Consider the following 21,467-nt stretch of genomic DNA (forward strand, 5'->3'; position numbering starts at 1 on the left):
CCGCCTTCCCACGCCGACGCGGGCGCGGTGCGGCCCTTGCATGTCTCCGGGTGGACGCCCGCCTTGCGCCGCCGTCGAATGGCTTTTGTCGGCTTTTGTCGCGAAGGCTACAGTGAAGATGTCGGCAGCTTTCCAAACTTAGAATTATTATAATTTCGTTTCTTCTATCTCGACCGGCAGTCTTGTTTTGCCGTGTTCGGAGTATTGATTTCTTAGAACGATTATAATATCTGATTTTTATTGCGAAGATCGGATCGCTTGCGTATTTAATCGGTATGGGCAAGTGAAAACGAAGTTAACCGGCACAATGATCATCTGTTCCTGCAACGTGTTGAGTGATGAAGCGGTTCGGTCGGCGATGTCGAGTCCGAACCCGCCGCGCACGCCATGCCAGGTCCATCGGCATTTCGGCTGCACGGCGAAGTGCGGTCGCTGCACGCGGTCGCTCCGCGATGCGATGGACGAAGGCAAGGCCGAGCGTCATGCGATGGAGCAAACGGCGGTCGCGAAAGTCGCCTGATCGGGCTTCCTTCGCGGCTAGGTATTTGCCACGCCGTTGAATTTTCTGTGAGCTGTTTAGAATTAGTCCATTTCCAGCATTGATTTTGAAACGGCCCTTCCGAGATTCTGCTGCATGATCGCGTCGCGATTCCCACCGCAGCCAGCCTGCCTCACACTCGGAGAACAGAATGAAGGGCGACCCAAAAGTCATCGAATATCTGAACGCGGGCCTCAGATCCGAACTGACCGCGATCAATCAGTACTGGCTGCATTATCGCATGCTCGACAATTGGGGCTTCCTCTCCCTTGCCAAGTACTGGCGCAAGGAATCGATCGAGGAGATGGAGCACGCCGACAAGCTCACCGCGCGTATCCTTTTCCTCGACGGCTTCCCGAACCTGCAGGTTCTCGATCCGCTGCGGATCGGCCAGACGGTGAAGGAAATTCTCGAAGCCGACCTTCAGTCCGAAATCGGCGCGCGCGCGCTCTATCAGGAAGCCGCGACATACTCGCACTCCGTGAAGGATTACGTATCGCGCGATCTGTTCGAGAAACTGATGCACGACGAGGAAGAGCACATCGACTTCCTTGAGACGCAGCTCGGCCTCGTCGAGAAGCTCGGACTTGAGCTTTACTCGCAGTACCACATCGGCGGCCTCGACAAAGGCGATGTGGCCTAAACGTTTCGGCCGGGCTGTGGGATCACCCCACAACCCGGCAAAGGTAGCCGCTCCGGGCCGGTGCCCTTTCGCTACTTCCCGGACTGCGCGTACCGCACGATGAGCTTCGGGGTCGCCTGCGCGGTCGAATCTCTCGTCAACGTCACGAACTCCTGCTTTTCGGCGTCGAACGTGTCCACGGTTCCGCTGTCGATATTGTAGACCCACCCGTGCAGACTGAGCTGGCCCGCCGCAAGCTTCGCCGCTACCGCGGGGTGCGTCGCCAGATTGCGGAGCTGACACAGCACGTTTTCATGCACGAGAGCATCGAGACGCTTCTTTTCGGCCTCCTCGGGCGAAAAACGCGCTTCGACGATCTCTTTCGCGGCGGCTGCGTGTTTGATCCAGGCGCCCACAGCCGGCATCTTGTCCAGCTTGTCTTCGCGCAGGATGGCTTTCATCGCGCCGCAATCCGAATGGCCGCATACGATGAGGTTCGGAATGCCGAGCCCCTGAACGGCGTATTCGATGCTGGCGGAAACGCCCCCCGACGCGGGTCCATAGGACGGGATGATGTTGCCCGCGTTGCGAATCACGAAGATATCGCCCGGATCGCATTGCGTCAGCAGCTCGGGCACGACGCGGCTGTCGGAGCAGGCGATGAACACGGCAAAAGGCTTCTGGCGCTCGCCGAGTTCGCTGAACAGTTCCTTGCGCTTACCGTGGATTTCTGTCTGAAAACGCAGAACGCCGTCGATGAGTCTGTGCATGGAATGATGTACGGGTCCGGTTATAGGGACTTCAATTTACCACCGATGACGCGCGCATGCGAGCGGCGTGCTGTCTCGCCGGTCGCGGCGCTCTGAAGCCGAGGTTCCGGCTCGCGTCTTTTCGGCGGCATCGACGGGTGACAGGCGACGGCAAGAGATGGTGGCGTTCTTTCTGGCAAACAGGGGCAAGTTCAAGTTCAGCCTGCGCATGACGATCGCTGCGCTGCTCAGCATCCTTGTCGGTGCGATACTCAATCTATCTCAGGTTTACTGGGCGGCGCTTTCGGCTGTCATCGTCATTCAGGGGAGCATCGGCGGCTCGTATCGCGCCGGGATGTACCGGCTGCTCGGCACCGTCGGCGGCGCGTTCTGGGGCGCGGTCGTGGCGGTTCTGATCCCGCACGGCACGATGGCGGCGCTCGCTTTGGCGCTGGTTGCGGCTGTGGCGCCGCTCGCGCTCCTGACCGCGTTCCGTCCCGACTGGCGCGTCGCCCCCATCACCGCCATCATCGTGCTCATGGGATCGACCCTACCGCCGACGGACCCGTTTGACGCCGCGATAGAGCGCGTCCTTGAAATCAGCGTCGGCAGCCTCTCGGCCGTCCTCGTCGCGCTCGTCGTGTTGCCCGCGCGGGCGCATGCGCTTCTCGTTACCTCGGCGAGCAAGTCCATCGCGGACATGGCGGCGATCGTATGCCTGCTTCAGACCTCAGGCGCGCGCGGCGTGCCCGTCGAGGCGCTCAGGGTGCTTCACAACGACCTCCGCGTTCAGATCGCCCAGACCGAGGCACGCGCGGCGGAGGCCAGCGTGGAAAGACAGAACCGTCTCGCCGATGGCCCCGATACGGAATCGCTCGTGCGCACCCTGAGGCGACTTCGTCACGATATCGCCATGCTCGGACGCGTGTTGCGCGAGCCGTTTCCCGAAACGCTGCGCGAGGCGCTCGAACCGCCGCTTCTGACGCTCCTCGGAACGCTGGCGGGTTGGCTTACGGCTGTTTCCCAATCCCTTCCGCAGGGCGAACAACCGACCTCTCCCGCAGCCGTCCAGGCCGCGCTCGAAGACTATCGGGCGACGCTCGACAAGGCGATCAAGGATGGCCGTCTGTCATCGGCCAGCGCCGACACGCAGCGTATCTACGCGCTGCTGTTCGTGTGCGGCCAGTTCATCCAGAACCTTCAGGATCTGGCGAACCGCGCGGGCGAACTCACAAGCGAGAGGCGCGTCGCACGGGCGGCCGAACAAAGGCACGACCATGACGACTGAGTGCGGCATCGACCGCGCGAGCGCCGGGTTTCGACCGCCAGCCGCCCCTTTCGATCAAATCATCACGATATTGTCTTTATCGCGCGATACGCGGAATTTGCCGGTGGGGGGTCAAGCGTTCGTTAACCACGATTTGACATAATCGGCATTGTTCCGGGGGCCGATGTCATGTGGCGTACTCTTGGTTTGTTCGCGCTTTGCGCGAGTCTCGGCGGATGCGCAGCTACGAGCGCTTTGCCGTCATTGTCAGGGTTTGGCGGCAGTCTTTCCGATACGGAAGCGCCCAACGCCGCGTTGGCCGCGCAGCCGGTCGCTGCGTCCACCGCCCCTGTTTCGGGATCGTCGACCGGTATTTCCGGGATATGGTCGAACTTCTCGTCGGCATTCAGTTCGGGCGACGCGGCGTCGAAGCCGCCAGTCGGGCAGCAGCCGGACAATCTCGATCCGAACGAGGCCCTTCGCCTTGTGAACGACTACCGCGCGTCGCAGGGGCTCTCTCAGCTCTCGCTGGAGACGCACGCGACCGAAGCCGCCCAGATCCTCGCGAAAAACATGGCGAAGACCGACAAGATGTCCCATGTCGGCCCCGGCGGCGCCGATGTCGGCAAGCGCCTGGCCATGGCGGGCTACCGGTATCGGCTCGCAGCCGAAAACATCGGCGCGGGGCAGACATCGGTCGCCCAGATCATCGAAGGCTGGAAGAACAGTCCGCCCCATAGCCGAAACCTGCTGCTCGCCGACGCGAAACACATGGGCATCGCGTTCGAATACAAGCCCGACACGAAGTTCAAGCGGTTCTGGGCACTTGTCGTGGCGGCGCCGTAAATCGGCGACGGCGGCCTGCTCGCAAAGTTGACGATGCACGAGGCTCAAATCCCTGTTAAAGCTGCGCCGCTCGTGGAGGATTCGAAAGAGCTCGGGTGGTGATGAATATCCAGGGTCAGGTCGCTGCTGAGCCACAAGGCGTGGCGGCAGTGCCGCAAGGGCAGACGAAAGCCATGGCTCTCGCAGCCCTTGGGGTCGTCTTCGGCGATATCGGTACGAGTCCGCTTTATACGCTCAAGATCGTGCTCGGCGCGAGCGGCCACCAGGTGGTTGACCGCGCCATGGTGCTCGGTTCGCTTTCGCTCATCATCTGGACACTCATCATCGTGACGTCGGTGAAGTACATCGCCGTGGCGATGCGCGTCGACAACCACGGCGAAGGCGGCATCATGGCCTTGATGGCGCTCTTGAGCCGCGGCCGCAAGGGCCTCGGCAGCCCGCGGCAGAAGCGAACCTTCGTTGTCATTGTCGGCCTCGCCGGAGCAGCCCTCATCTACGGCGACGGCGTCATAACGCCCGCCATATCGGTGCTCTCCGCGCTCGAAGGACTGGCGATCAAGGCGCACAGTTTCGAGCCCTACATCCTGCCCGCGACGATCGTCATTCTCGTGTTGCTGTTCCTCGTGCAGCCGCGCGGAACGGCCACCATCGGCCGCCTTTTCGGGCCGGTCATGCTCGTCTGGTTCGCGACGCTGGGACTGCTCGGCATCGGCGGCATCTGGGAAAATCCCTCGGTGCTGGCCGCGCTCAACCCGGCGCACGGTCTTTACTACCTCCTGGAAGGCGGTCTCACGTCGTTTCTGATCCTTGGCGGCGTGTTCCTTTGCGTCACGGGCGCGGAGGCCCTCTATACCGATATGGGACATTTCGGGCGACGACCGATCCAGATGGCGTGGTTTTTCATCGTCTTCCCCTGCCTCGTGCTCAATTACGCGGGTCAGGCCGCGCTCGTGCTCGACGGAACGCCCATCGCGGAGAACACCTTCTATGCGCTGTGCCCCCGGGACCTGCTCATCCCGCTGGTCATCCTCGCGACGATTGCGACCATCGTGGCCAGTCAGGCGGTCATCACAGGCGCGTTCTCAATGACACGGCAGGCAATCCAGCTCGGCTGGCTGCCCCGTCTCAACATCACGCAGACCTCGGCGCTCGGCTACGGTCAGATTTACATCGGCGTGGTGAACTGGACGATGATGGTGATCACCATCGGCCTGACGATCTCGTTTCGCGAGGCCGACAATCTCGCCGCCGCTTACGGCATCGCCGTATCCGCCACCATGCTCATGGATTCGTTCCTGCTCTATATCGCGATGCGCGAATATCTCGGCTGGGACCCGCGGCTTTCCGCGCTGCTCGCGGCGTGCTTCATCATCGTCGATTGCGCCTTCGTTATCGCCAACTCGGCGAAGATGCTGGACGGCGGCTGGGTTCCCCTGACGCTCGCCGCCCTCATAGCGGGCCTGATGTGGGTATGGCATTCGGGGCGGCGCGCGGTCATGGCCGTCCTCGTTTCAAGATATCTGCCGATCCACGAGTTTCTCGCCGAGATCGAGGAGCGCGGCATTCCCCGGGTGCCCGGCACCGCCGTTTTCATGACGCGCTCGAAGAAAGGGGTTCCGCCGGTCATGGCCTGGCACGTGAAGCATAATCGCGCGCTGCACGAGCGTGTGGTGGTGATCCACGTCTCGATCGAACCTGTACCGTTCGTCAACCCCGAACACCGCCTTCAGGTGGAAACGGAAGACGATAATTTCTGGCGCGCCATGGTGTATTACGGTTTCATGGAGCGACCGGACATCCCGCCCATCCTCGAACTCATCAAGAATCGGGGCTACGATATCAATCTCGATGACGTGACCTACTACATCGGACGCGAGACGGTCGTACCCCGGGAGGACGGCCAGGGATTGCCGCGCTGGCAGGAAAATCTTTTCTCGATCATGGAGCGCAACGCCGCTCAGGTGACGGATTTCTTCCGCCTGCCCGTGGACAGGGTCGTGGAGATCGGCCGGCAGGTCGCGATCTGAACCGCAGCGCGATGCCGTGTCACAGCAGCGCGGCGTTAGGGTGAGGCCATGGTTCCGCATTTTCGCCACCATCGGGGCACTCGATGCGTTGCCGATAGGGCCGGGAGGGGCACACGATGAAAGCGCTGATCGTAAGCGACTTCAAGCAACCGCCAAGGTGGAGCGACTTCGCCGAGCCTTCGGCGGATATAGGCGAACGGCTCATCCGCGTGACGGCGGCTGGCCTCAGCAACCTCGCGCGCATCCAGGCGAGCGGCGTCCACTACGCAAGCCCGAAGGAAGTGCCTTTCGTCGCCGGTATCGACGGCGTGGGACGGCTCGACGACGGAAGCCGGGTGTATTTCTTCGCAGGCCGGCGCCCCTTTGGTGCGTTCGCGGAGCGGTGCGTGGCTCCTGCCGATCTTTGCGTTCCTGTCCCCGACGATCTCGACGACGTGACTGCCGCGGCGCTGGCAAACCCCGCCATGTCCTCCTGGGCAGCCCTCGTGCAACGCGCCGGGCTTCGCGCGGGCGAGACGGTGCTCATCAACGGCGCCACCGGCGCCTCGGGGCGGCTTGCGGTCATGATCGCCAGGCATCTCGGAGCGGCGCGCGTCATCGTCACGGGGCGTGACGGGGCTTCGCTCGCCGCTCTTGTCGGTCTCGGCGCCGATGAGGCGATCTCGCTGACCCAGGCGCCCGACGCGCTCGCGGCCTCCTTCGAGCGCATCATCGAGCGGGATCGTGTGACCGTCGTGCTCGACTATGTCTGGGGCGCATCGGCTTCGCTGATCCTCGGCGCAGTCGAACGGCTTGGCCGACGTCATGCGGCGGGACAGGATCCTATCCGCTTCGTTCAGATCGGCTCGATCAGCGGACAGACGATCACGCTTCCGGCGGCGGTGCTCCGCAGCACAACGCTCGAACTCATGGGCAGCGGCCTCGGCAGCGTTCCCGACCGCGTTCTCGTCGCCGACATCGGCGAGGCGTTCAAGGTGGCGACGAAGCTCGGTCTCACCGTCGACGTCAGTCCGGTTCCGATGGCGGACGGTGAAGAGGCTTGGACGCGCGGCGGATCGGGGCGCGAGCGTGTCGTTTTCACACTGAGTTGAGGCAACTGACAGCCCCTGACACCAGCCCTTCGAGGTCGCGGTTCGCTCTCAGCGCCCGATTACCGGCGTCGTTCGGTAAATCGCACGCGGCACGACGCTGTGAGTCCTGGGTGCCGATCCGCTTTTCTGCATCGATCGAGGCCGATTTAACCCCGATCTGGAAAGTTTGAATAAAACTGCCTGAAAAGGTAAACTCTGCCACGTCTGAAATTCCAGACTTCAGGTGAGGCACCATGATCAAAGCTATCTTTGCCGCTCTGACGCTTGTCGCCGCTGCGCTGTTCGCGCCTGCACAGGCGACACCGGCGACGCCGGCGGGCATTGCGACGGAAGCCGTGGCGTCGGAGGCGGTTGCCGTCCATTACCGTTATTACCGCCACCGCCGCTATTACCCGCGACACCGCGTCTATCGCAGGTATTACTATTATCCTCGTTACCGCTATTATTACTATCCACGGTACAGATATCGCTACTATCACCGGCCACACCGCCACTACTATCGCCGCCATTATTGGCGCCGCTGGTAGCTGCTATCTCCGGCTTTTGCGACCGATGGCCCAGAAATCGCCCTTCCGCCGCCCGGCGGAAGGGTTTTTTCTTGTGGCTCAGGACGTCTTGGCCATCTCGCGCAGGATGTATTTCTGGATCTTGCCGGTGGACGTCTTCGGCAGTTCGTTGAAAACCACGTGGCGCGGGCATTTGTAGGCCGCGAGATGCTGGCGGCACCATGCGATGATCTCTTCCGCCGTCGCGGTCGCACCGGGCTTCAGTTCGATGAACGCGCAGGGCGTCTCGCCCCACTTCTCGTCGTGCTTCGCCACCACGGACGCCGCCTGCACGGCGGGGTGCTTGAACAGCACGTCTTCCACCTCGATGGACGAGATGTTCTCGCCACCCGAGATGATGATGTCCTTGGAACGGTCCTTGAGCTGGATGTAGCCGTCGGGGTGCATCACGCCGAGATCGCCCGAATGAAACCAGCCGCCCGCGAGCGCGTCCTCGGTGGCTTCCTTGTTCTTGAGGTAGCCCTTCATGACCACGTTGCCGCGAAACATGACTTCCCCGAGCGTCTCGCCGTCCGCGGGCACGTGCTGCATCGTGAGCGGATCGATTACGGAGAGGTCTTCGAGCGGCACGTAGCGCACGCCCTGCCGCGCCTTCTTCTGCGCCTGCCCCGCCCCGTCGAGCGCATCCCACTCGGTCTTCCACTCGTTCACCACGGCGGGACCGTAGGTCTCCGTGAGGCCGTAAACGTGGGTGACGTTGAAGCCCGCCTCGCGCATTTCGGCGAGCACGGCTTCCGGCGGCGGGGCGGCGGCGGTGAGAAACTGCACCTTCTGCTTCAGCTTGCGCTTCACTTCCGCGGGCGCGTTGAGGATCGTGGACATCACGATGGGCGCGCCGCAGAGATGGGTGATCTCGTTCTCGTAAAGCGATGTCCAGATCGCGTCGGGGCGCACGTAACGCAGGCAAACCTGCGTGCCCGCCACGAGCGGGATCGTCCAGCCGAAGCACCAGCCGTCGCAATGGAACATCGGCAGCGTCCAGAGATAGTTCGGATGCTTGCCGATCTGCCCTGCGAGCGTGTTGCCGAGGCTCGTCAGATACGCGCCGCGATGGTGATAGACGACGCCCTTCGGGTTGCCGGTGGTGCCGGACGTATAATTGAGCGTGATCGCGTCCCACTCGTCCGCCGGAGGCTGCCAGTCGTATTCCGGGTCGCCGCCTGCGATGAAATCCTCGTATTCGACTTCGGAAAGGCGCGCGCCGAGCCCCGGAAACTCCGTGTCCGCATAGTCGATGACGACGGGCTTCGTCTCCGAGAGCTTCAGCGCCTCCGCCATGACCTTCGCATATTCGGTGTCGGTGATGACCACCTTCGTCTCGGCGTGATCGAGCATGAACGCGATGTTCGCCGCGTCGAGGCGCGTATTGATCGAGTGCAGCACCGCGCCCGTCATCGGCACGCCGTACTTCGCGTCGAGCATCGCGGGCACGTTCGGCAGCATCACGGAGACGGTGTCGTTCTTGCCGATGCCGAGTTTCGACAGCGCCGAGGCCAGCCTGCGCGAGCGAGCGTAAAACTCGGCGTAGGTATAGGTCTTCGCGCCATGCACGATGGCGGGATGGTTCGGGTAGACCCGCGCCGCGCGGGCGAGAAATCCGAGCGGTGTCAGCGGCTGATGGTTGGCCGGGGTCTTGTCGAGATTTTGCGTGTAGGCGGCGGTCATGGTGGCCCTCGGAGCAGCGCCGTCAGCGCGAGAAGTCCGGTGTCCCTGAAGGAGCCGACCGGAAGCGGTGCGCCCGCGATGACGCTTTCTTCAACATATGTTGCGGCTTTTATCGTAAATCGTCCGGCCGAAAAACCGAAACCTCGGCGCATCAGACCAAGGGATACGATGCACCCGGACCGCAAGCCTCGCACACGCCAGGCCCGCTAGCTAGATGTTCGGGATACCGCACTTCCGGCCCGCGAGTGGCAGCCCGGTGCATGCAAGAATGCTTTTGGGCGGTTCCTGCGTTGCAGTCGTTCCGGTCGTCTTCTGGCCTTCCGCTGAAGCTGACGCGGATGGTTGGGTTTCGGTGCCAACAGATGTCCGTGGCGCTTCTGCTGCGCATGCGGACAGAATGAGCGAAATCGCGACGCAAGAGAACACGCGCGCCATGGTAGCCTCCGTGCCGGGATTGATTTACCCTCCCCTCCTGCATCGAGGGCGGCGATTCGCTCAATCGATAAATTGTAAGGAAGTTTTTACGGCGGCCTTTCCGCAGCGTTTCGCGCGCGCTCGAAGAAGCGATGTCTTTCGTTTGCGGATGCTAAAAAAACTGTTAGTCTTCTCTGTTAGTGGGGCGGCAAGACACAATCTGCGAAAAATAACGCAGACGGAGGTTCGTTTGGCCATCGGAGAAAGAGGCGGCGCCATTTTCGGAGAGCAAGACACCGCCGTCTGCGACGAAACGGTCGAAACTGCTTTTGCTATTCCCGTTGCCCCTTGCGCGTCCACGGCCTCCCCGCGTTCGGCCATAAAGGTTACTCCGCCGGTCTATCGCTCCGGGAAAATGTCGCGCTCAGCCGACGCGCCGGAAGCCTCGTCCTCCGCGATTTACGGCGCGCTCGATCTGGGAACAAACAATTGCCGCCTGCTCGTCGCGCGTCCCTCGCGCCGGGGCTTTTTCGTGATCGACGCCTTCTCGCGCATCATAAAGCTCGGCGAAGGTGTCAGCATGTCGGGCGTGTTGTCGGAAGAGGCTATCGCCCGTACGATCGAGGCGCTCAAGGTGTGCTCGGCGAAGATGAACCGGCGCGGTGTGACGCGCTCGCGCCTCGTCGCGACTGAAGCCTGCCGGATCGCGAAGAACGGACCGGACTTCATCGCCCGCGTGAAGCGCGAGACGGGTCTTTCGCTCGAAATCATCGGCCGGGAGACGGAAGCACGCCTTGCCGTTTCGGGCTGCGCATCGCTCATCGACAAGCAGAGCGACTATGCGCTCATCTTCGATATCGGAGGCGGCTCGTCGGAATTCGTCTGGCTCAACCTCAGGACCGGGCGGCGCGCCCGGCGGATCTCCATCGAGGACCGGCTCCGCATTCAGGATTGCATCGAGGCGTGGACATCCCTGCCCTTCGGCGTGGTGACGCTCGCCGAGCGTTTCGGGTCAAGCCGCGCAGAGGGTTTCCAGTTCGAGGACATGGTGCGTTTCGTGCAGGCGGAACTCGAACCTTTCAGCCGCGCGAACGGTATCGGCGCCAAGATCGCCAGCGCCGATACGCACCTGCTCGGCACGTCCGGCACCGTGACCACCATTGCAGGCGTTTATCTTGGCCTTGCGGAATATACGCGCGCAAAGGTGGACGGCTGCTGGCTCTCGACCGACAGCATCCGCGAAGTGTCCGCGCGAATCGCCGGTATGAACTGGGCGGAGCGCGCGGCGCAGCCCTGCATCGGGGCGGAACGGGCCGATCTCATCCTCGCGGGCTGCGCGATCATGGAAGCCATGATCCGTGTCTGGCCCGTGAACTCGCTGCGCGTCGCCGACCGGGGCCTGCGCGAGGGTATCCTCGCAACGCTGATCGCCGAAGACGCCATCCGCGAGCGTGGGCTTGCCGAAAAAAATGTCGGCAAACTTCGTCTCGATCCGGCATTATCGGCGCATGACGAAGCGAGAGCAAAATCCGGACCGATCCTTTAAGGTCAAGCTGAAGAAGACGCGCGGGCGCACGGCCTCGCAGCGGCAATGGCTTGAGCGGCAGTTGAACGACCCATATGTCGCCGCGGCGAAGCGCGACGGCTACCGGAGCCGTGCCGCGTACAAGCTGGAGGAGATCGCCGACAAATACGGTCTTCTGAAACCAGGCGACCTCGTCGTCGACCTCGGTGCCGCGCCCGGCGGCTGGAGCCAGGTTGCCGCAGAGCGCGTGAAGGCGGCCGAGGGGCGGGGCGCGGTTGTCGCGCTCGACTATCTCGACTTCGATGCCATTCCCGGCGTGACCATTCTCCAGCAGGATTTCACTGATCCCGCCGCCGACGACCGCCTGCTCGACGTGCTGGCGGGACGCCATCCGAACGCGGTGCTGTCCGACATGGCCGCGCCGACCACAGGCCACCGTCAGACCGACCATCTGCGCATCATGGGGCTTGCCGAGGAAGCGCTGGCCTTCGCCGTGCGCGTGATGGCTCCGGGCGGCTTTTTCCTCGCAAAGGTGTTCCAGGGCGGCAGCGAGAAAAGCCTGCTCGATGTGCTGAAGCGCGATTTCGCGACCGTGCGCCATATCAAGCCGAAGGCGAGCCGCGCCGAAAGCCCCGAGCTATATGTGCTCGCGACCGGCTATCGCGGGAAGGCCCGCGATGGGCTCGGCGAGGAAGAAGAATAACAGCCACAAGCGTGGCATTCGGCTCTTTTCGCACCGCGCTGACACCTCACGCCGTGCATTGCTGGCCGCGCCGATATCCACTTCAGGCATACCTGTTGGCAGGCGGCCTGAGCACGCTCCGAACAGGCAACGCGCGCGAATTTCGCGCGGTCAGCGGTTCCGCGGAATGGGGGTCACGGTCAGATCGCCATCGGTTGCGACGCTCGACGATGTCGACGGCAGGGTTTGCGTCGATCCGGCGTTCGCGGGCGGCGTAGCGGGCGCATTCTGCACCGCCTGCGAGATGCGCTGAGCGAAGTTCGGATCGCCGCCTGCGCTTGGTGCCGTGGTCGTCGCAGGCGCCGCCGGAGAAGGAGCAGCAGCCGCCGCAGCGGCAGCCTTGCTCGCCTTGTTGCCGCTCGCATCCGCGCGCTTCGATGTCCGCTGCGATTCCTCGAACTTCGCGATTTCCTCGCGCGAATATTCGCTCGCCTTGCACGAGCATCCCTTCACGTAGACCTTGCGGTTCCGGAAGGCGAAAGGCTGCGTCACGTAGAGCCGCCCCGAGAGCGAAACCATCTGATCCACGTCCTGATCGGAGCGGTGATAATAAAGTTCTGCCGGAGACGCGCATTGCGACTGGCAGCGCTCCGCGTCGGCCTGAAACTGGCTTTCGGTCGTGGCGGTGGAGATCGGATAATAGAAGCCGTCGCATTCACGCACGCAGAGCGTCCGGTAGGTGGACGCGCTGCCATAGGTCGGCGTCGTGGTCCACGGCGAACGCGGCGCGGCGGGCTCGGAATCTTCCTCATTGCTGAAGAACGAGAAGATCGAGCTGTCGCGCCTGCGCTGCGCGTCGTATTCGCGCGAATACTGATCCCCGCAACGGTTGCGGGCGAGTTCGGCCACGATGTCGTCATGGCGGGCGCGCGGCGCGCTGCCGCGCACGATGGCGTCGCGGCGCGATTTCAACTGCGTGAGATTGGCCTTCGCATCCTGCACCTGGCGGTCGAGGTCGAGGCAGCGCGGCGTGCGGCGCAGCGTCTTGCCGAACAGGAACATGTCCTCATAGCAGTCGGAGCGGTCGGCGTCGGCCTGCGCGCGGCGGAATATCATATCGGCCGTGCGCATGTCGGCGTCGATCCTCGGCAATTGGTCCTGCCCCGTGCTTGCGCCACCGCCAGAGAGCTGCGCTTCAAGGTCGCGGCAGCGCGGGTTCTGATTGCCGTAAGGCGGCGCCCCATAGGGCTGACCGTAAGGCGCCTGCTGCTGGCCCTGCCCGTAGGGTGTCTGCCCGTAAGGTGCCTGCCCCTGCCCATAAACCGGCTGCTGCTGCCCGTAAGGCGACGAATCGTAACGGCCTGAACTGCCCCACTGCGCCGCGCTCTCCGTGACACCGAAGGCGAGCGTCGCCGCCAACGCGCAAACAAGGCTCACACTGCGAAAGAAAGTCGTCATATCACCTGCCGCCGATCGGGGCCGGGCGGCCCCTGCCTCGAACTATTAGCCCCGATTGCCGCCGTTCGCAAACCAGCCCTTAACACTCACGCGAAATTTCACTGCAAAATCGGCGAGTCACGCACTGTCCGGCTTGACCTCGCACAAATTTGCGGCGATGTTCTGATCATGAGACAAAATGTTTCGATCTGCAGCCGGTGCATTATCAACGCGAGCTAGAAAAACGCTGGCGCGGCACAGGATTTTTGTTTCAGAGACAAGCCCCGCCAGCAAGGGCCAGGGCTTATGAAGCTTAAGCTTTACAATACGCGGACACGACGCAAGGAAATTTTCCGGCCCATCGACGGGAAGGCCGTGCGGATGTATGTCTGCGGTCCGACCGTCTACGATTTCGCGCATATCGGCAATGCGCGCCCCGTGATCGTGTTCGACGTGCTGTTCCGACTGCTGCGGCATATCTACGGCGCCGAGCACGTCATCTATGCGCGCAACATCACCGACGTCGACGACAAGATCAACGCGCGGGCGGCAGCCGAGGGCATATCGATCCGCGAACTGACCGAGCGCACCGCCGCGCAGTTTCACGCAGACGTGGCCGCCATCGGCGCGTTGCCGCCCACCATCGAGCCGCGCGCAACGGAGCATATCGCGGAGATGATTGCGCTCGTCGAACGTCTGGTGGAACGCGGCCACGCCTACGCAGCGGAAGGTCATGTGCTGTTCAACGTGCCGTCCGACGACGATTATGGCGAGCTTTCCCGCCGGTCCGTCGACGACATGCGGGCGGGCGCGCGCGTAGAGGTCGCGCCTTACAAGCGCGACGCGATGGACTTCGTGCTTTGGAAGCCGAGCACGGGCGCGGAACCCGGATGGGAAAGCCCGTGGGGCTTCGGCCGTCCCGGCTGGCATCTCGAATGCTCCGCCATGGCCGAAAAGCACCTCGGCACCGTGTTCGACATCCATGGCGGCGGTATCGACCTGCTCTTCCCGCATCACGAGAACGAGCTGGCGCAATCGACCTGCGCGCACGATACCGAAGTCATGGCGAACTACTGGGTGCACAACGGCCATCTTCAGGTCGAGGGACAGAAGATGTCGAAGTCGCTCGGCAATTTCATCACCATCCGCGACCTGCTGAAGGATTGGCCGGGCGATGTGATCCGTCTCAACATGCTGCGCACGCATTACCGACAGCCGATGGACTGGACGGCGAAGGGTCTCGCGGAAAGCGATTCGCTGCTCAGGCGCTGGCGCGCGGCCATTGACGAAGACGGCGTGGTGAGCGATGGCGATTTCGACGACAGCGCGTTTCTCGATGCACTCGCCGACGACCTCAACACGCCGCTCGCCATCTCGGCGATCCACCAGATGGAGCCGGGCGACAAATTTCGCGCGCTCGATCTGCTCGGCCTCGGCGAACCTGCGGAAGATCCGCGTTTGAAGGCGGTGAACGAAAACGCGATCGAGGCGCGAATTACCGCGCGGCTGGCGGCCCGCAAATCGAAGGACTGGGCGGAGGCTGACCGCATCCGCAACGAGCTGGCCGCGATGGGCGTCGCGTTGAAGGACGCGAAGAACCCGGCGACAGGCGAAATCGAGACGACCTGGGAAATCGCGCGGTAGCAAAACCTGCCGACCGGAAACGGGGCGAAGCTTGCAAAGCGCGCGCGATTTTCAGCGCTCCCGGCAGGCGCGGAGCGCATTCTTTTTGATTGGGCAAGTTATGAAAAAGCGGCTGTATCTCTTCGACACCACGCTGCGCGATGGTGCGCAAACCCTCGGCGTCGATTTCTCGCTCGAAGACAAGCATCTCATCGCGAAGCGCCTCGACGCGCTCGGCATCGACTATATCGAGGGCGGCTATCCCGGCGCGAACCCGGTGGACACGGCCTTTTTCGAGGCGCCCCCGAAGCTCAACGCGAAGCTCGTCGCCTTCGGCATGACGAAGCGCGCGGGCCGCTCCACCTCGAACGACCCGGGCTTTCAGCAGCTTCTTTCGGCGAAGGCGGACGCGGTCTGTCTCGTCGCGAAGTCCTGGGATTTTCATGTCGACCTGCAACTCGGCATCACGCTCGATGAAAATCTCGACGCCATCCGCGCATCGGTTGCCGCGGTGGTCGAGCGCGGGCGCGAGTCCATCATCGACTGCGAGCACTTCTTCGACGGCTACAAGGCAAACCCGGATTATGCGCTCGCCTGCGCGAAGGCGGCGTACGAGGCGGGCGCGCGCTGGGTGGTGCTGTGCGACACGAACGGCGGCACGCTTCCGCACGAGGTCGCGAAGATCGTGGCGGCGGTGACAAGCGTGCTCCCCGGCGACCACATCGGCATCCACGCGCATAACGACACCGAGCAGGGTGTGGCGAATTCGCTTTCCGCCGTGCTATCGGGCGCGTGTCAGGTGCAGGGCACGTTGAACGGCCTCGGCGAGCGCTGCGGCAACGCGAACCTGACCTCCATCATCCCGACGCTGCTGCTGAAAGACGATTTCGGGGGCGCGTTCGAGACGCGTGTCACGCCCTCCGCGCTGAAGACGCTCACCTCCGTGTCGCGCCAGTTCGACGAACTCATGAACCGCCAGCCGAACCGCCACGCGCCCTATGTCGGCGAATCGGCCTTCGCGCACAAGGGCGGCATTCACGCCTCGGCGGTGAACAAGGAGCCGAAATCCTACGAGCACGTGCCGCCGGAGAGTGTCGGCAACGCGCGGAAGCTGCTCGTCTCCAATCAGGCGGGACGGTCGAACATCCTGGCGGAACTCGCGCGCATCGGCATGGAGGTCGACAAGGACGATCCGCGCCTCGCCGCGCTCCTCGACGATGTGAAGACGCGCGAGGCGCAAGGATACGCCTATGAAGCGGCCGACGCCTCTTTCGAGCTTCTCGCGCGGCGGGCGCTTGGCGAGGTGCCCGATTTCTTCGACGTGGATCAGTTCCGCGTCATGGTGGAACGCCGCCACAACGCGAAGGGCGAGCTTGTCACGGTGTCCGAGGCGGTCGTCAAGGTGCGTATCGGCGACGACGTTCTCATGAATGCCGGCGAAGGCAATGGCCCGGTGCATGCGCTCGACCAGGCGTTGAGAAAGGATCTCGGCGCCTATCAGCCGAGCATACAGGATCTCGAACTTGTGGATTTCCGCGTGCGTATCCTGACCGGCGGCACGGACGCGATCACGCGCGTGCTCATCGAGTGCCGGGAAAAATCATCGGGCGTGCGCTGGTTCACGGTGGGCGTCTCGCCCAATATTGTAGATGCGTCGTTCGAGGCGTTGCTCGATTCCATCAATTTCAAGCTTCTGAAAGACGGGGTGGCGGCGGTCGCACGCACGGACAGCGTGGTGCTTTTCGATGGCGCGGCCGTGAGAAGGAGCGCCTGACACCGTTCGTGGCCCGTTAATCGCTTCCCTCGATTGGGGATGACGGAAGGGCCGCGTTGGCGTAGGACGGTGCGGCAAGGGTCAGGCTTCCAGGATCGGGCGCGATGCCACGCGTCCGCTGGCTGACGGAATTTTCTCGCGCGGCCTGTCCGCGTATCTCGTGTTGTTTTGAGCCGGAGGATGAAGCCGACCGGCGGATATTCGGGGGTAAAGACATGGGGCGTTTCTGGATTTTCATCGCGGCGGTTCTTGGCGCGCTCTCGGTCGCGGCCGGAGCCATCGGCGCGCACGAGGTGACGGCCGATGCGTCGCGTCAGGCGTTCGCTTCGGCGGCGCTTTATCACACGCTGCATTCGCTTGCGCTGCTCGGCGTCGGCGTCGTGCTCTTCATCTCGCAGGGCTGGCGGACGCGTGTCGGCACGATCTTCCTGAACCTCGCGGCGCTGCTGTTCGTCGTCGGGATCGTCTTGTTCTCGGGCGGCATCTATGCGCGCCATACGGAGATCTTCGCGACGCCGTTCGGCGTGGTTCCCGCTGGCGGCGCGGCCCTCATCGGCGCCTGGCTGGCTTTCGCCATCGGCGCTCTCGGTTTGCGCCGTTAGGTGAAGCTGTTTTCCCCTATCAATCAGAGGGATAGGCCCTAAACATATTTCCGCGCCCGGATCGCATCACGACAAAGAAGCCGGCGCTCGGGCGACGACGAAACCGTCGACGCCTGCTACCGGCTTGTTGCACTGGACCTTCCGCCGTCTGCGGTGCGCGGGGGCGCGCTCCCCTGCTCCTCGTCGCATGCGGAAAACACTGGACGCTTCATCACGCGGTGTAACTCCATTCCGTTACGCAGCACTCGCTCTGAACTTGCGGCCCGGACTGCACCCGGTGGCTGTCTGAACCTCTGCTTGATGACGACAGGTCTTAATGGGCGGTCACGCCGTTGGCGACGGTCTTGCGGCGGCGACCCCGTGCCTTCGGCGCGGCGGTGGCGAGAACGGCGGAAATTTCAAGCGCTTCCGACGGGATTTCGATCGGCGCAGACTTGACTTTTTCAGCCGGAGTTTCGACCGCTTCAGCCACGACGTCGATAACAGCCGGAAATTCGACGACGGCGGCGGCTTCGACCTTCGCCTTCGGCTTGCGGCCACGGCGCGCGGGTTGCTTCGGCTCGACAGCGATCGAGGCGGCAGCGGCGGCGGCGCGTTTGGCCGTGGCGGCGGCCTTCCGGGCGGCCTTGCGCACACGGGCGACTTCGGCATTCGCAAGGCGGATCAGCGCGCGCAGCTCTTCGGAAATCGCAACGTCCAGAGCTGCAACGGCATCGGCTGCATTGGCGAGATTATGGGCGATCGTGTTGATCGCAATAGTGTTGGGAGAGAGAGAGGCCATTGTTTTTGCTTTCGGTTTGAACCGGCCCCCGCGGCCGGCTTCTCCCTTAGCAATCTATGGTTGTGTTTAATTTTACGTAAAAAGTGGGCTTTTAACAATGACATGGCTCTTCTTTTTTCATTAGACGGATTTTTTTATCAGCCAAACGGCTGAAATTCCGCCAAATATAATACGCATCGCATCCAAACCGGGACGCACAAGCGATGGGGCGACCGTTCGAATCAGTCGCGTTCCGCGTGTGCAGCGGATGCAAAAAAGGCGCCACGCCGATGCGCCGCGCCTCGTGGAATCGATTTATTGACGGCGTCCGAACACGCCTGCGACGTTGCGGCCCGCTACAGCCGCTTCAGAATTTCCGCTTTCTTCGCAGCAAACTCTTCTTCGGAAATATATCCCTTGTCGCGCAAGCCGCCGAGCTGTTCGAGAAGGGCCAGCCCCGCATTTTGCAGCTCGCTGACCGTGGTCGCGCCGGAGGTCGTTACCGCTGCGGGCGACGCGTGTTCGCCGCCATGCGACACGGCAGCGGGCGCGTTTTGCCCGGCAGCGCCGCCGACGCGCGGCAGCGTGTCGATGCGCACGGTGCCGTTCTGGCTCGAAAACGTCATGCTCTCGCCGCCGCCCTGCTGCTGCCCGAAGCCATAGACCGAGTAGCCCGTGGTGTCGTAAATTTCGACGCGCCCATTTCCGTAATCGATGGCGAGGCGATTTGCGTGGGGGAAATAGGCATAACGCGTCGTGTTCTGCCCGCCCGTCGACGACGGGTTGCCAAGCTCCGACGGCCACCAGCCGCCCGACGAGGATTGGCCGAAGCCGCCGCCCTGATATTGCGACTGTCCGTAATCGCCCGACTGCTGTTGCTGCCCCGGAAAACCGCCCGATTGTTGCTGCTGCTGATTCGAGTGATTCTGGTTGGCGTAAGGTTGCTGCTGCGGTTGCGGCGCGAAGATACCCGGCTGGAACATCAGGTTAGACAACTCATTGCAGAGATTGTCGACCGTAACCTTGGCGGAATTGTTGAACATGTCGCCTACCATGGTCATGCCGCCCCGCATCCACTGGCCGCCGCCGCCGAACTCGGACAAGTTGAACTGCGCCATGCTTCCGCCGCCGCGAATGACGGCGTCGAACATGATCTTCACGGAGTCGATGGCGATCTGATAGCGGTCGGCGATGGCGGCGACGAGGCGTTCGCCCTCGGGCGTCAGGTTTGTCATTGCGGCGTCTCCCTTTAGCGCATCTGCGCTCGGCGTTATTCTACCTTTGGAGCATTCGAGCGCTCGCTCGAATGCTGAATGAAACGTGCGCAAGACTTGCGGCGCTCTTCTCGCGCAAACTCTAAAGAATGAATTTCGACAGGTCCGCGTTCTTCGCGAGATCTCCGACCTGCGCCTTGACATATGCCGCGTCGATGACGAACTTCGTCCGCGCCTTGTCTGCCGCCTCGAAGCTGATTTCATCCAGCACGCGCTCCATGACAGTAGAGAGACGGCGCGCGCCGATATTTTCGACATTCGCGTTCACTTCCACTGCCACATCGGCGATGGCGTCGATGGCGTCCTCGCTGAACTCAAGTTCCACGCCCTCGGTTGCCATGAGCGCGATGGATTGCTTGATGAGGCTCGATTTCGGCTCGCGCAGGATGCGGCGGAAATCGTCGCCCGTCAGCGCCTGAAGCTCGACGCGGATCGGCAGACGGCCCTGCAACTCGGGCAACATGTCCGACGGCTTCGCCACATGGAACGCACCCGACGCGATGAACAGGATATGGTCGGTTTTCACCGGGCCGTATTTGGTGCTGACGGTCGTTCCCTCGATCAGCGGCAACAGGTCGCGCTGCACGCCCTCGCGGCTGACGTCGGCGCCCATGCGTTCGGACCGCGCGGTGATCTTGTCTATCTCGTCGAGGAAGACGATGCCGTTTTCCTCCACCGCCGTGATCGCATCCTGAACCACGGCCTCGTTGTCGAGCAGCTTGTCGCTTTCGTCGTTGATCAGCACCTCGTAAGAATCGCGCACGGAAAGACGGCGCGTCTTGGTGCGCTGGCCGAACGCCTTGCCGAGCACATCGTTGAGATTCATCATGCTTATGGACGAGCCGGGCATGCCCGGGATCTCGAAGCCGCCCATCGGGCCACCCGTATCGGCCACCTGGATCTCGATTTCCTTTTCGTCGAGTTCGCCATCGCGCAGCTTCTTGCGGAACGCGTCTTTGGTGGCGGGGCTGGCATGCGGCCCGACGAGCGCGGTGAGCACCCGGTCTTCCGCCAGAAGATGGGCCTTTGCGCGCACTTCCTTGCGCTTCGTCTCGCGCACGAGGCTGATCGCGCTTTCGACGAGGTCGCGGATGATCTGGTCCACGTCCCGGCCGACATACCCGACTTCGGTGAATTTCGTGGCTTCGACCTTGAGGAACGGCGCATTGGCGAGCTTGGCGAGGCGGCGCGAAATCTCCGTCTTGCCGACGCCCGTCGGGCCGATCATGAGGATGTTCTTCGGGAGCACCTCCTCGCGCATGTCGTCCTTGAGCTGCTGCCTGCGCCAGCGATTGCGCAAGGCGATGGCGACGGCGCGTTTCGCGTCGTTCTGGCCGACGATGTGGCGGTCGAGTTCGGAGACGATCTCGCGCGGGGAAAAATTGACTTCAGACATTGGACGGCAGGCTTTCGACGATGATGTTGTTGTTCGTGTAAACGCAGATGTCGGCGGCGATGGCCATGGATCTGCGCGCGATGTCCTCCGCGGAGAGGTCAGTGTCGAGGAGCGCGCGGGCGGCGGCGAGCGCATAATTGCCGCCGGAGCCGATGCCCATGACGGCGCGCTCGGGTTCCAGCACATCGCCCGTGCCGGTGAGCACCAGCGTCGCGTTCTTGTCGGCGACGATCATCATGGCTTCGAGGCGGCGCAGATAGCGGTCGGTGCGCCAATCCTTCGCGAGATCGACGCAAGCGCGGACAAGCTGGTCGGGATACATTTCAAGCTTGGATTCGAGGCGCTCGAACAGCGTGAACGCGTCGGCGGTCGCTCCCGCGAAGCCTGAGATCACATTGCCCTTGCCGAGGGTTCGGACCTTCTTCGCGTTGGCCTTGATAACCGTCTGGCCGAGGGACACCTGTCCGTCACCGGCTACGACCACCCGGCCGCCCTTGCGAACGGTAAGAATTGTGGTGCCGTGCCAGCCTGTGGGGTCGTGAGGGGATTGCGCAAAATGCGTCATTTGTCGTACCTGCTTTATCGAAGCGGATATGGCGCGCGCGCTAA

At 62.9% G+C, this 21,467-nt stretch carries 20 protein-coding genes; 12 read left to right on the forward strand and 8 right to left on the reverse strand.

The window, feature by feature from the left end:
* Positions 1 to 307: 307 nt before the first annotated feature.
* Together EK416_RS00575 and bfr are read left to right on the forward strand one after the other, a co-directional pair.
* Positions 308 to 520, forward strand: coding sequence for a (2Fe-2S)-binding protein (locus tag EK416_RS00575; RefSeq protein ID WP_127075273.1), 213 nt, complete (start codon positions 308 to 310; stop codon positions 518 to 520).
* A 169-nt stretch (positions 521 to 689) separates the two neighbouring features.
* The gene (gene bfr / locus EK416_RS00580; protein ID WP_127075275.1) at positions 690 to 1,181 is read left to right on the forward strand and encodes a bacterioferritin; all 492 of its coding nucleotides are present in this window, start codon (positions 690 to 692) and stop codon (positions 1,179 to 1,181) included.
* Between the two features lie 71 nt (positions 1,182 to 1,252).
* Here the strand turns inward: bfr and EK416_RS00585 are convergent, their stop codons facing one another.
* Positions 1,253 to 1,930: a carbonic anhydrase gene (locus EK416_RS00585; protein ID WP_127075277.1), complete on the reverse strand. Its 678-nt coding sequence runs from the start codon at positions 1,928 to 1,930 to the stop codon at positions 1,253 to 1,255.
* Positions 1,931 to 2,087: 157 nt separating this feature from the next.
* Between EK416_RS00585 and EK416_RS00590 the strand changes: the two genes are divergently transcribed.
* From EK416_RS00590 to EK416_RS00605, 4 genes are all read left to right on the forward strand, one after another.
* A complete protein-coding gene (locus tag EK416_RS00590; RefSeq protein WP_127075279.1) occupies positions 2,088 to 3,197 on the forward strand; it encodes an FUSC family protein in 1,110 nt (369 codons plus the stop codon).
* A gap of 168 nt (positions 3,198 to 3,365) precedes the next feature.
* On the forward strand, positions 3,366 to 4,022 hold the full coding sequence (locus EK416_RS00595) for a CAP domain-containing protein (protein ID WP_127075281.1): 657 nt from the start codon (positions 3,366 to 3,368) through the stop codon (positions 4,020 to 4,022).
* A 101-nt stretch (positions 4,023 to 4,123) separates the two neighbouring features.
* Positions 4,124 to 6,049, forward strand: a complete 1,926-nt coding sequence (locus EK416_RS00600) for a potassium transporter Kup (protein WP_127075347.1) — start codon at positions 4,124 to 4,126, stop codon at positions 6,047 to 6,049.
* Positions 6,050 to 6,165: 116 nt separating this feature from the next.
* Positions 6,166 to 7,140, forward strand: a complete 975-nt coding sequence (locus tag EK416_RS00605; protein WP_127075283.1) for a quinone oxidoreductase family protein — start codon at positions 6,166 to 6,168, stop codon at positions 7,138 to 7,140.
* Here EK416_RS00605 and EK416_RS00610 read toward each other — a convergent pair.
* Positions 7,127 to 7,342 carry a hypothetical protein gene (locus EK416_RS00610; RefSeq protein ID WP_127075285.1) on the reverse strand — a complete coding sequence of 72 codons (216 nt, stop codon included), beginning with the start codon at positions 7,340 to 7,342 and terminating at the stop codon, positions 7,127 to 7,129. The two genes, EK416_RS00605 and EK416_RS00610, sit on opposite strands and share 14 nt — an antisense overlap.
* 31 nt (positions 7,343 to 7,373) lie before the next feature.
* Between EK416_RS00610 and EK416_RS00615 the strand changes: the two genes are divergently transcribed.
* The gene (locus tag EK416_RS00615; RefSeq protein ID WP_127075287.1) at positions 7,374 to 7,667 is read left to right on the forward strand and encodes a hypothetical protein; all 294 of its coding nucleotides are present in this window, start codon (positions 7,374 to 7,376) and stop codon (positions 7,665 to 7,667) included.
* A gap of 78 nt (positions 7,668 to 7,745) precedes the next feature.
* Here EK416_RS00615 and EK416_RS00620 read toward each other — a convergent pair whose 3' ends face one another.
* Positions 7,746 to 9,371, reverse strand: coding sequence for an acyl-CoA synthetase (locus EK416_RS00620; protein WP_127075289.1), 1,626 nt, complete (start codon positions 9,369 to 9,371; stop codon positions 7,746 to 7,748).
* Between the two features lie 829 nt (positions 9,372 to 10,200).
* Here EK416_RS00620 and EK416_RS00625 point away from each other — a divergent pair.
* A complete protein-coding gene (locus tag EK416_RS00625; RefSeq protein WP_245433891.1) occupies positions 10,201 to 11,331 on the forward strand; it encodes a Ppx/GppA phosphatase family protein in 1,131 nt (376 codons plus the stop codon).
* Positions 11,294 to 12,013, forward strand: coding sequence for an RlmE family RNA methyltransferase (locus EK416_RS00630; RefSeq protein ID WP_127075293.1), 720 nt, complete (start codon positions 11,294 to 11,296; stop codon positions 12,011 to 12,013). The genes EK416_RS00625 and EK416_RS00630 overlap by 38 nt, the downstream gene beginning before the upstream one ends.
* A gap of 150 nt (positions 12,014 to 12,163) precedes the next feature.
* Here the strand turns inward: EK416_RS00630 and EK416_RS00635 are convergent, their stop codons facing one another.
* Complete coding sequence (locus tag EK416_RS00635; protein ID WP_127075295.1) at positions 12,164 to 13,450, reverse strand: DUF2865 domain-containing protein; 1,287 nt, start codon at positions 13,448 to 13,450, stop codon at positions 12,164 to 12,166.
* A 285-nt stretch (positions 13,451 to 13,735) separates the two neighbouring features.
* Between EK416_RS00635 and cysS the strand changes: the two genes are divergently transcribed.
* The 3 genes from cysS to EK416_RS00650 all read left to right on the forward strand — a co-directional run bounded on the left by cysS (position 13,736) and on the right by EK416_RS00650 (position 17,428).
* The gene (gene cysS, locus EK416_RS00640; RefSeq protein ID WP_127075297.1) at positions 13,736 to 15,073 is read left to right on the forward strand and encodes a cysteine--tRNA ligase; all 1,338 of its coding nucleotides are present in this window, start codon (positions 13,736 to 13,738) and stop codon (positions 15,071 to 15,073) included.
* 100 nt (positions 15,074 to 15,173) lie between these two features.
* Positions 15,174 to 16,826 carry a citramalate synthase gene (gene cimA, locus EK416_RS00645; RefSeq protein WP_127075299.1) on the forward strand — a complete coding sequence of 551 codons (1,653 nt, stop codon included), beginning with the start codon at positions 15,174 to 15,176 and terminating at the stop codon, positions 16,824 to 16,826.
* A 215-nt stretch (positions 16,827 to 17,041) separates the two neighbouring features.
* The gene (locus EK416_RS00650; RefSeq protein ID WP_164729787.1) at positions 17,042 to 17,428 is read left to right on the forward strand and encodes a DUF423 domain-containing protein; all 387 of its coding nucleotides are present in this window, start codon (positions 17,042 to 17,044) and stop codon (positions 17,426 to 17,428) included.
* Positions 17,429 to 17,741: 313 nt separating this feature from the next.
* Here EK416_RS00650 and EK416_RS00655 read toward each other — a convergent pair whose 3' ends face one another.
* From EK416_RS00655 to hslV, 4 genes are all read right to left on the reverse strand, one after another.
* The gene (locus tag EK416_RS00655) at positions 17,742 to 18,209 is read right to left on the reverse strand and encodes a hypothetical protein (protein ID WP_127075303.1); all 468 of its coding nucleotides are present in this window, start codon (positions 18,207 to 18,209) and stop codon (positions 17,742 to 17,744) included.
* 335 nt (positions 18,210 to 18,544) lie between these two features.
* Entirely contained in the window at positions 18,545 to 19,423 is an 879-nt protein-coding gene (locus EK416_RS00660) for an SHOCT domain-containing protein (RefSeq protein ID WP_127075305.1), read from the reverse strand.
* Between the two features lie 121 nt (positions 19,424 to 19,544).
* A complete protein-coding gene (gene hslU, locus EK416_RS00665) occupies positions 19,545 to 20,858 on the reverse strand; it encodes an ATP-dependent protease ATPase subunit HslU (RefSeq protein ID WP_127075307.1) in 1,314 nt (437 codons plus the stop codon).
* Positions 20,851 to 21,423 carry an ATP-dependent protease subunit HslV gene (gene hslV / locus EK416_RS00670; protein WP_127075309.1) on the reverse strand — a complete coding sequence of 191 codons (573 nt, stop codon included), beginning with the start codon at positions 21,421 to 21,423 and terminating at the stop codon, positions 20,851 to 20,853. The genes hslU and hslV overlap by 8 nt, the downstream gene beginning before the upstream one ends.
* Positions 21,424 to 21,467 lie beyond the last annotated feature (44 nt).

The sequence above is a fragment of the Rhodomicrobium lacus genome (assembly GCF_003992725.1).
Classification (GTDB): Bacteria; Pseudomonadota; Alphaproteobacteria; order Rhizobiales; family Rhodomicrobiaceae; genus Rhodomicrobium; species Rhodomicrobium lacus.

Bases quoted from the DNA above. Each gene is read 5' to 3' on its own strand.
- EK416_RS00575 (WP_127075273.1), top strand. From the start codon at position 308: ATGATCATCTGTTCCTGCAACGTGTTGAGTGATGAAGCGGTTCGGTCG.
- bfr (WP_127075275.1), top strand. From the start codon at position 690: ATGAAGGGCGACCCAAAAGTCATCGAATATCTGAACGCGGGCCTCAGA.
- EK416_RS00585 (WP_127075277.1), bottom strand. From the start codon at position 1,930: ATGCACAGACTCATCGACGGCGTTCTGCGTTTTCAGACAGAAATCCAC.
- EK416_RS00590 (WP_127075279.1), top strand. From the start codon at position 2,088: ATGGTGGCGTTCTTTCTGGCAAACAGGGGCAAGTTCAAGTTCAGCCTG.
- EK416_RS00595 (WP_127075281.1), top strand. From the start codon at position 3,366: ATGTGGCGTACTCTTGGTTTGTTCGCGCTTTGCGCGAGTCTCGGCGGA.
- EK416_RS00600 (WP_127075347.1), top strand. From the start codon at position 4,124: ATGAATATCCAGGGTCAGGTCGCTGCTGAGCCACAAGGCGTGGCGGCA.
- EK416_RS00605 (WP_127075283.1), top strand. From the start codon at position 6,166: ATGAAAGCGCTGATCGTAAGCGACTTCAAGCAACCGCCAAGGTGGAGC.
- EK416_RS00615 (WP_127075287.1), top strand. From the start codon at position 7,374: ATGATCAAAGCTATCTTTGCCGCTCTGACGCTTGTCGCCGCTGCGCTG.
- EK416_RS00620 (WP_127075289.1), bottom strand. From the start codon at position 9,371: ATGACCGCCGCCTACACGCAAAATCTCGACAAGACCCCGGCCAACCAT.
- EK416_RS00625 (WP_245433891.1), top strand. From the start codon at position 10,201: ATGTCGCGCTCAGCCGACGCGCCGGAAGCCTCGTCCTCCGCGATTTAC.
- EK416_RS00630 (WP_127075293.1), top strand. From the start codon at position 11,294: ATGACGAAGCGAGAGCAAAATCCGGACCGATCCTTTAAGGTCAAGCTG.
- EK416_RS00635 (WP_127075295.1), bottom strand. From the start codon at position 13,450: ATGACGACTTTCTTTCGCAGTGTGAGCCTTGTTTGCGCGTTGGCGGCG.
- cysS (WP_127075297.1), top strand. From the start codon at position 13,736: ATGAAGCTTAAGCTTTACAATACGCGGACACGACGCAAGGAAATTTTC.
- cimA (WP_127075299.1), top strand. From the start codon at position 15,174: ATGAAAAAGCGGCTGTATCTCTTCGACACCACGCTGCGCGATGGTGCG.
- EK416_RS00650 (WP_164729787.1), top strand. From the start codon at position 17,042: ATGGGGCGTTTCTGGATTTTCATCGCGGCGGTTCTTGGCGCGCTCTCG.
- EK416_RS00655 (WP_127075303.1), bottom strand. From the start codon at position 18,209: ATGGCCTCTCTCTCTCCCAACACTATTGCGATCAACACGATCGCCCAT.
- EK416_RS00660 (WP_127075305.1), bottom strand. From the start codon at position 19,423: ATGACAAACCTGACGCCCGAGGGCGAACGCCTCGTCGCCGCCATCGCC.
- hslU (WP_127075307.1), bottom strand. From the start codon at position 20,858: ATGTCTGAAGTCAATTTTTCCCCGCGCGAGATCGTCTCCGAACTCGAC.
- hslV (WP_127075309.1), bottom strand. From the start codon at position 21,423: ATGACGCATTTTGCGCAATCCCCTCACGACCCCACAGGCTGGCACGGC.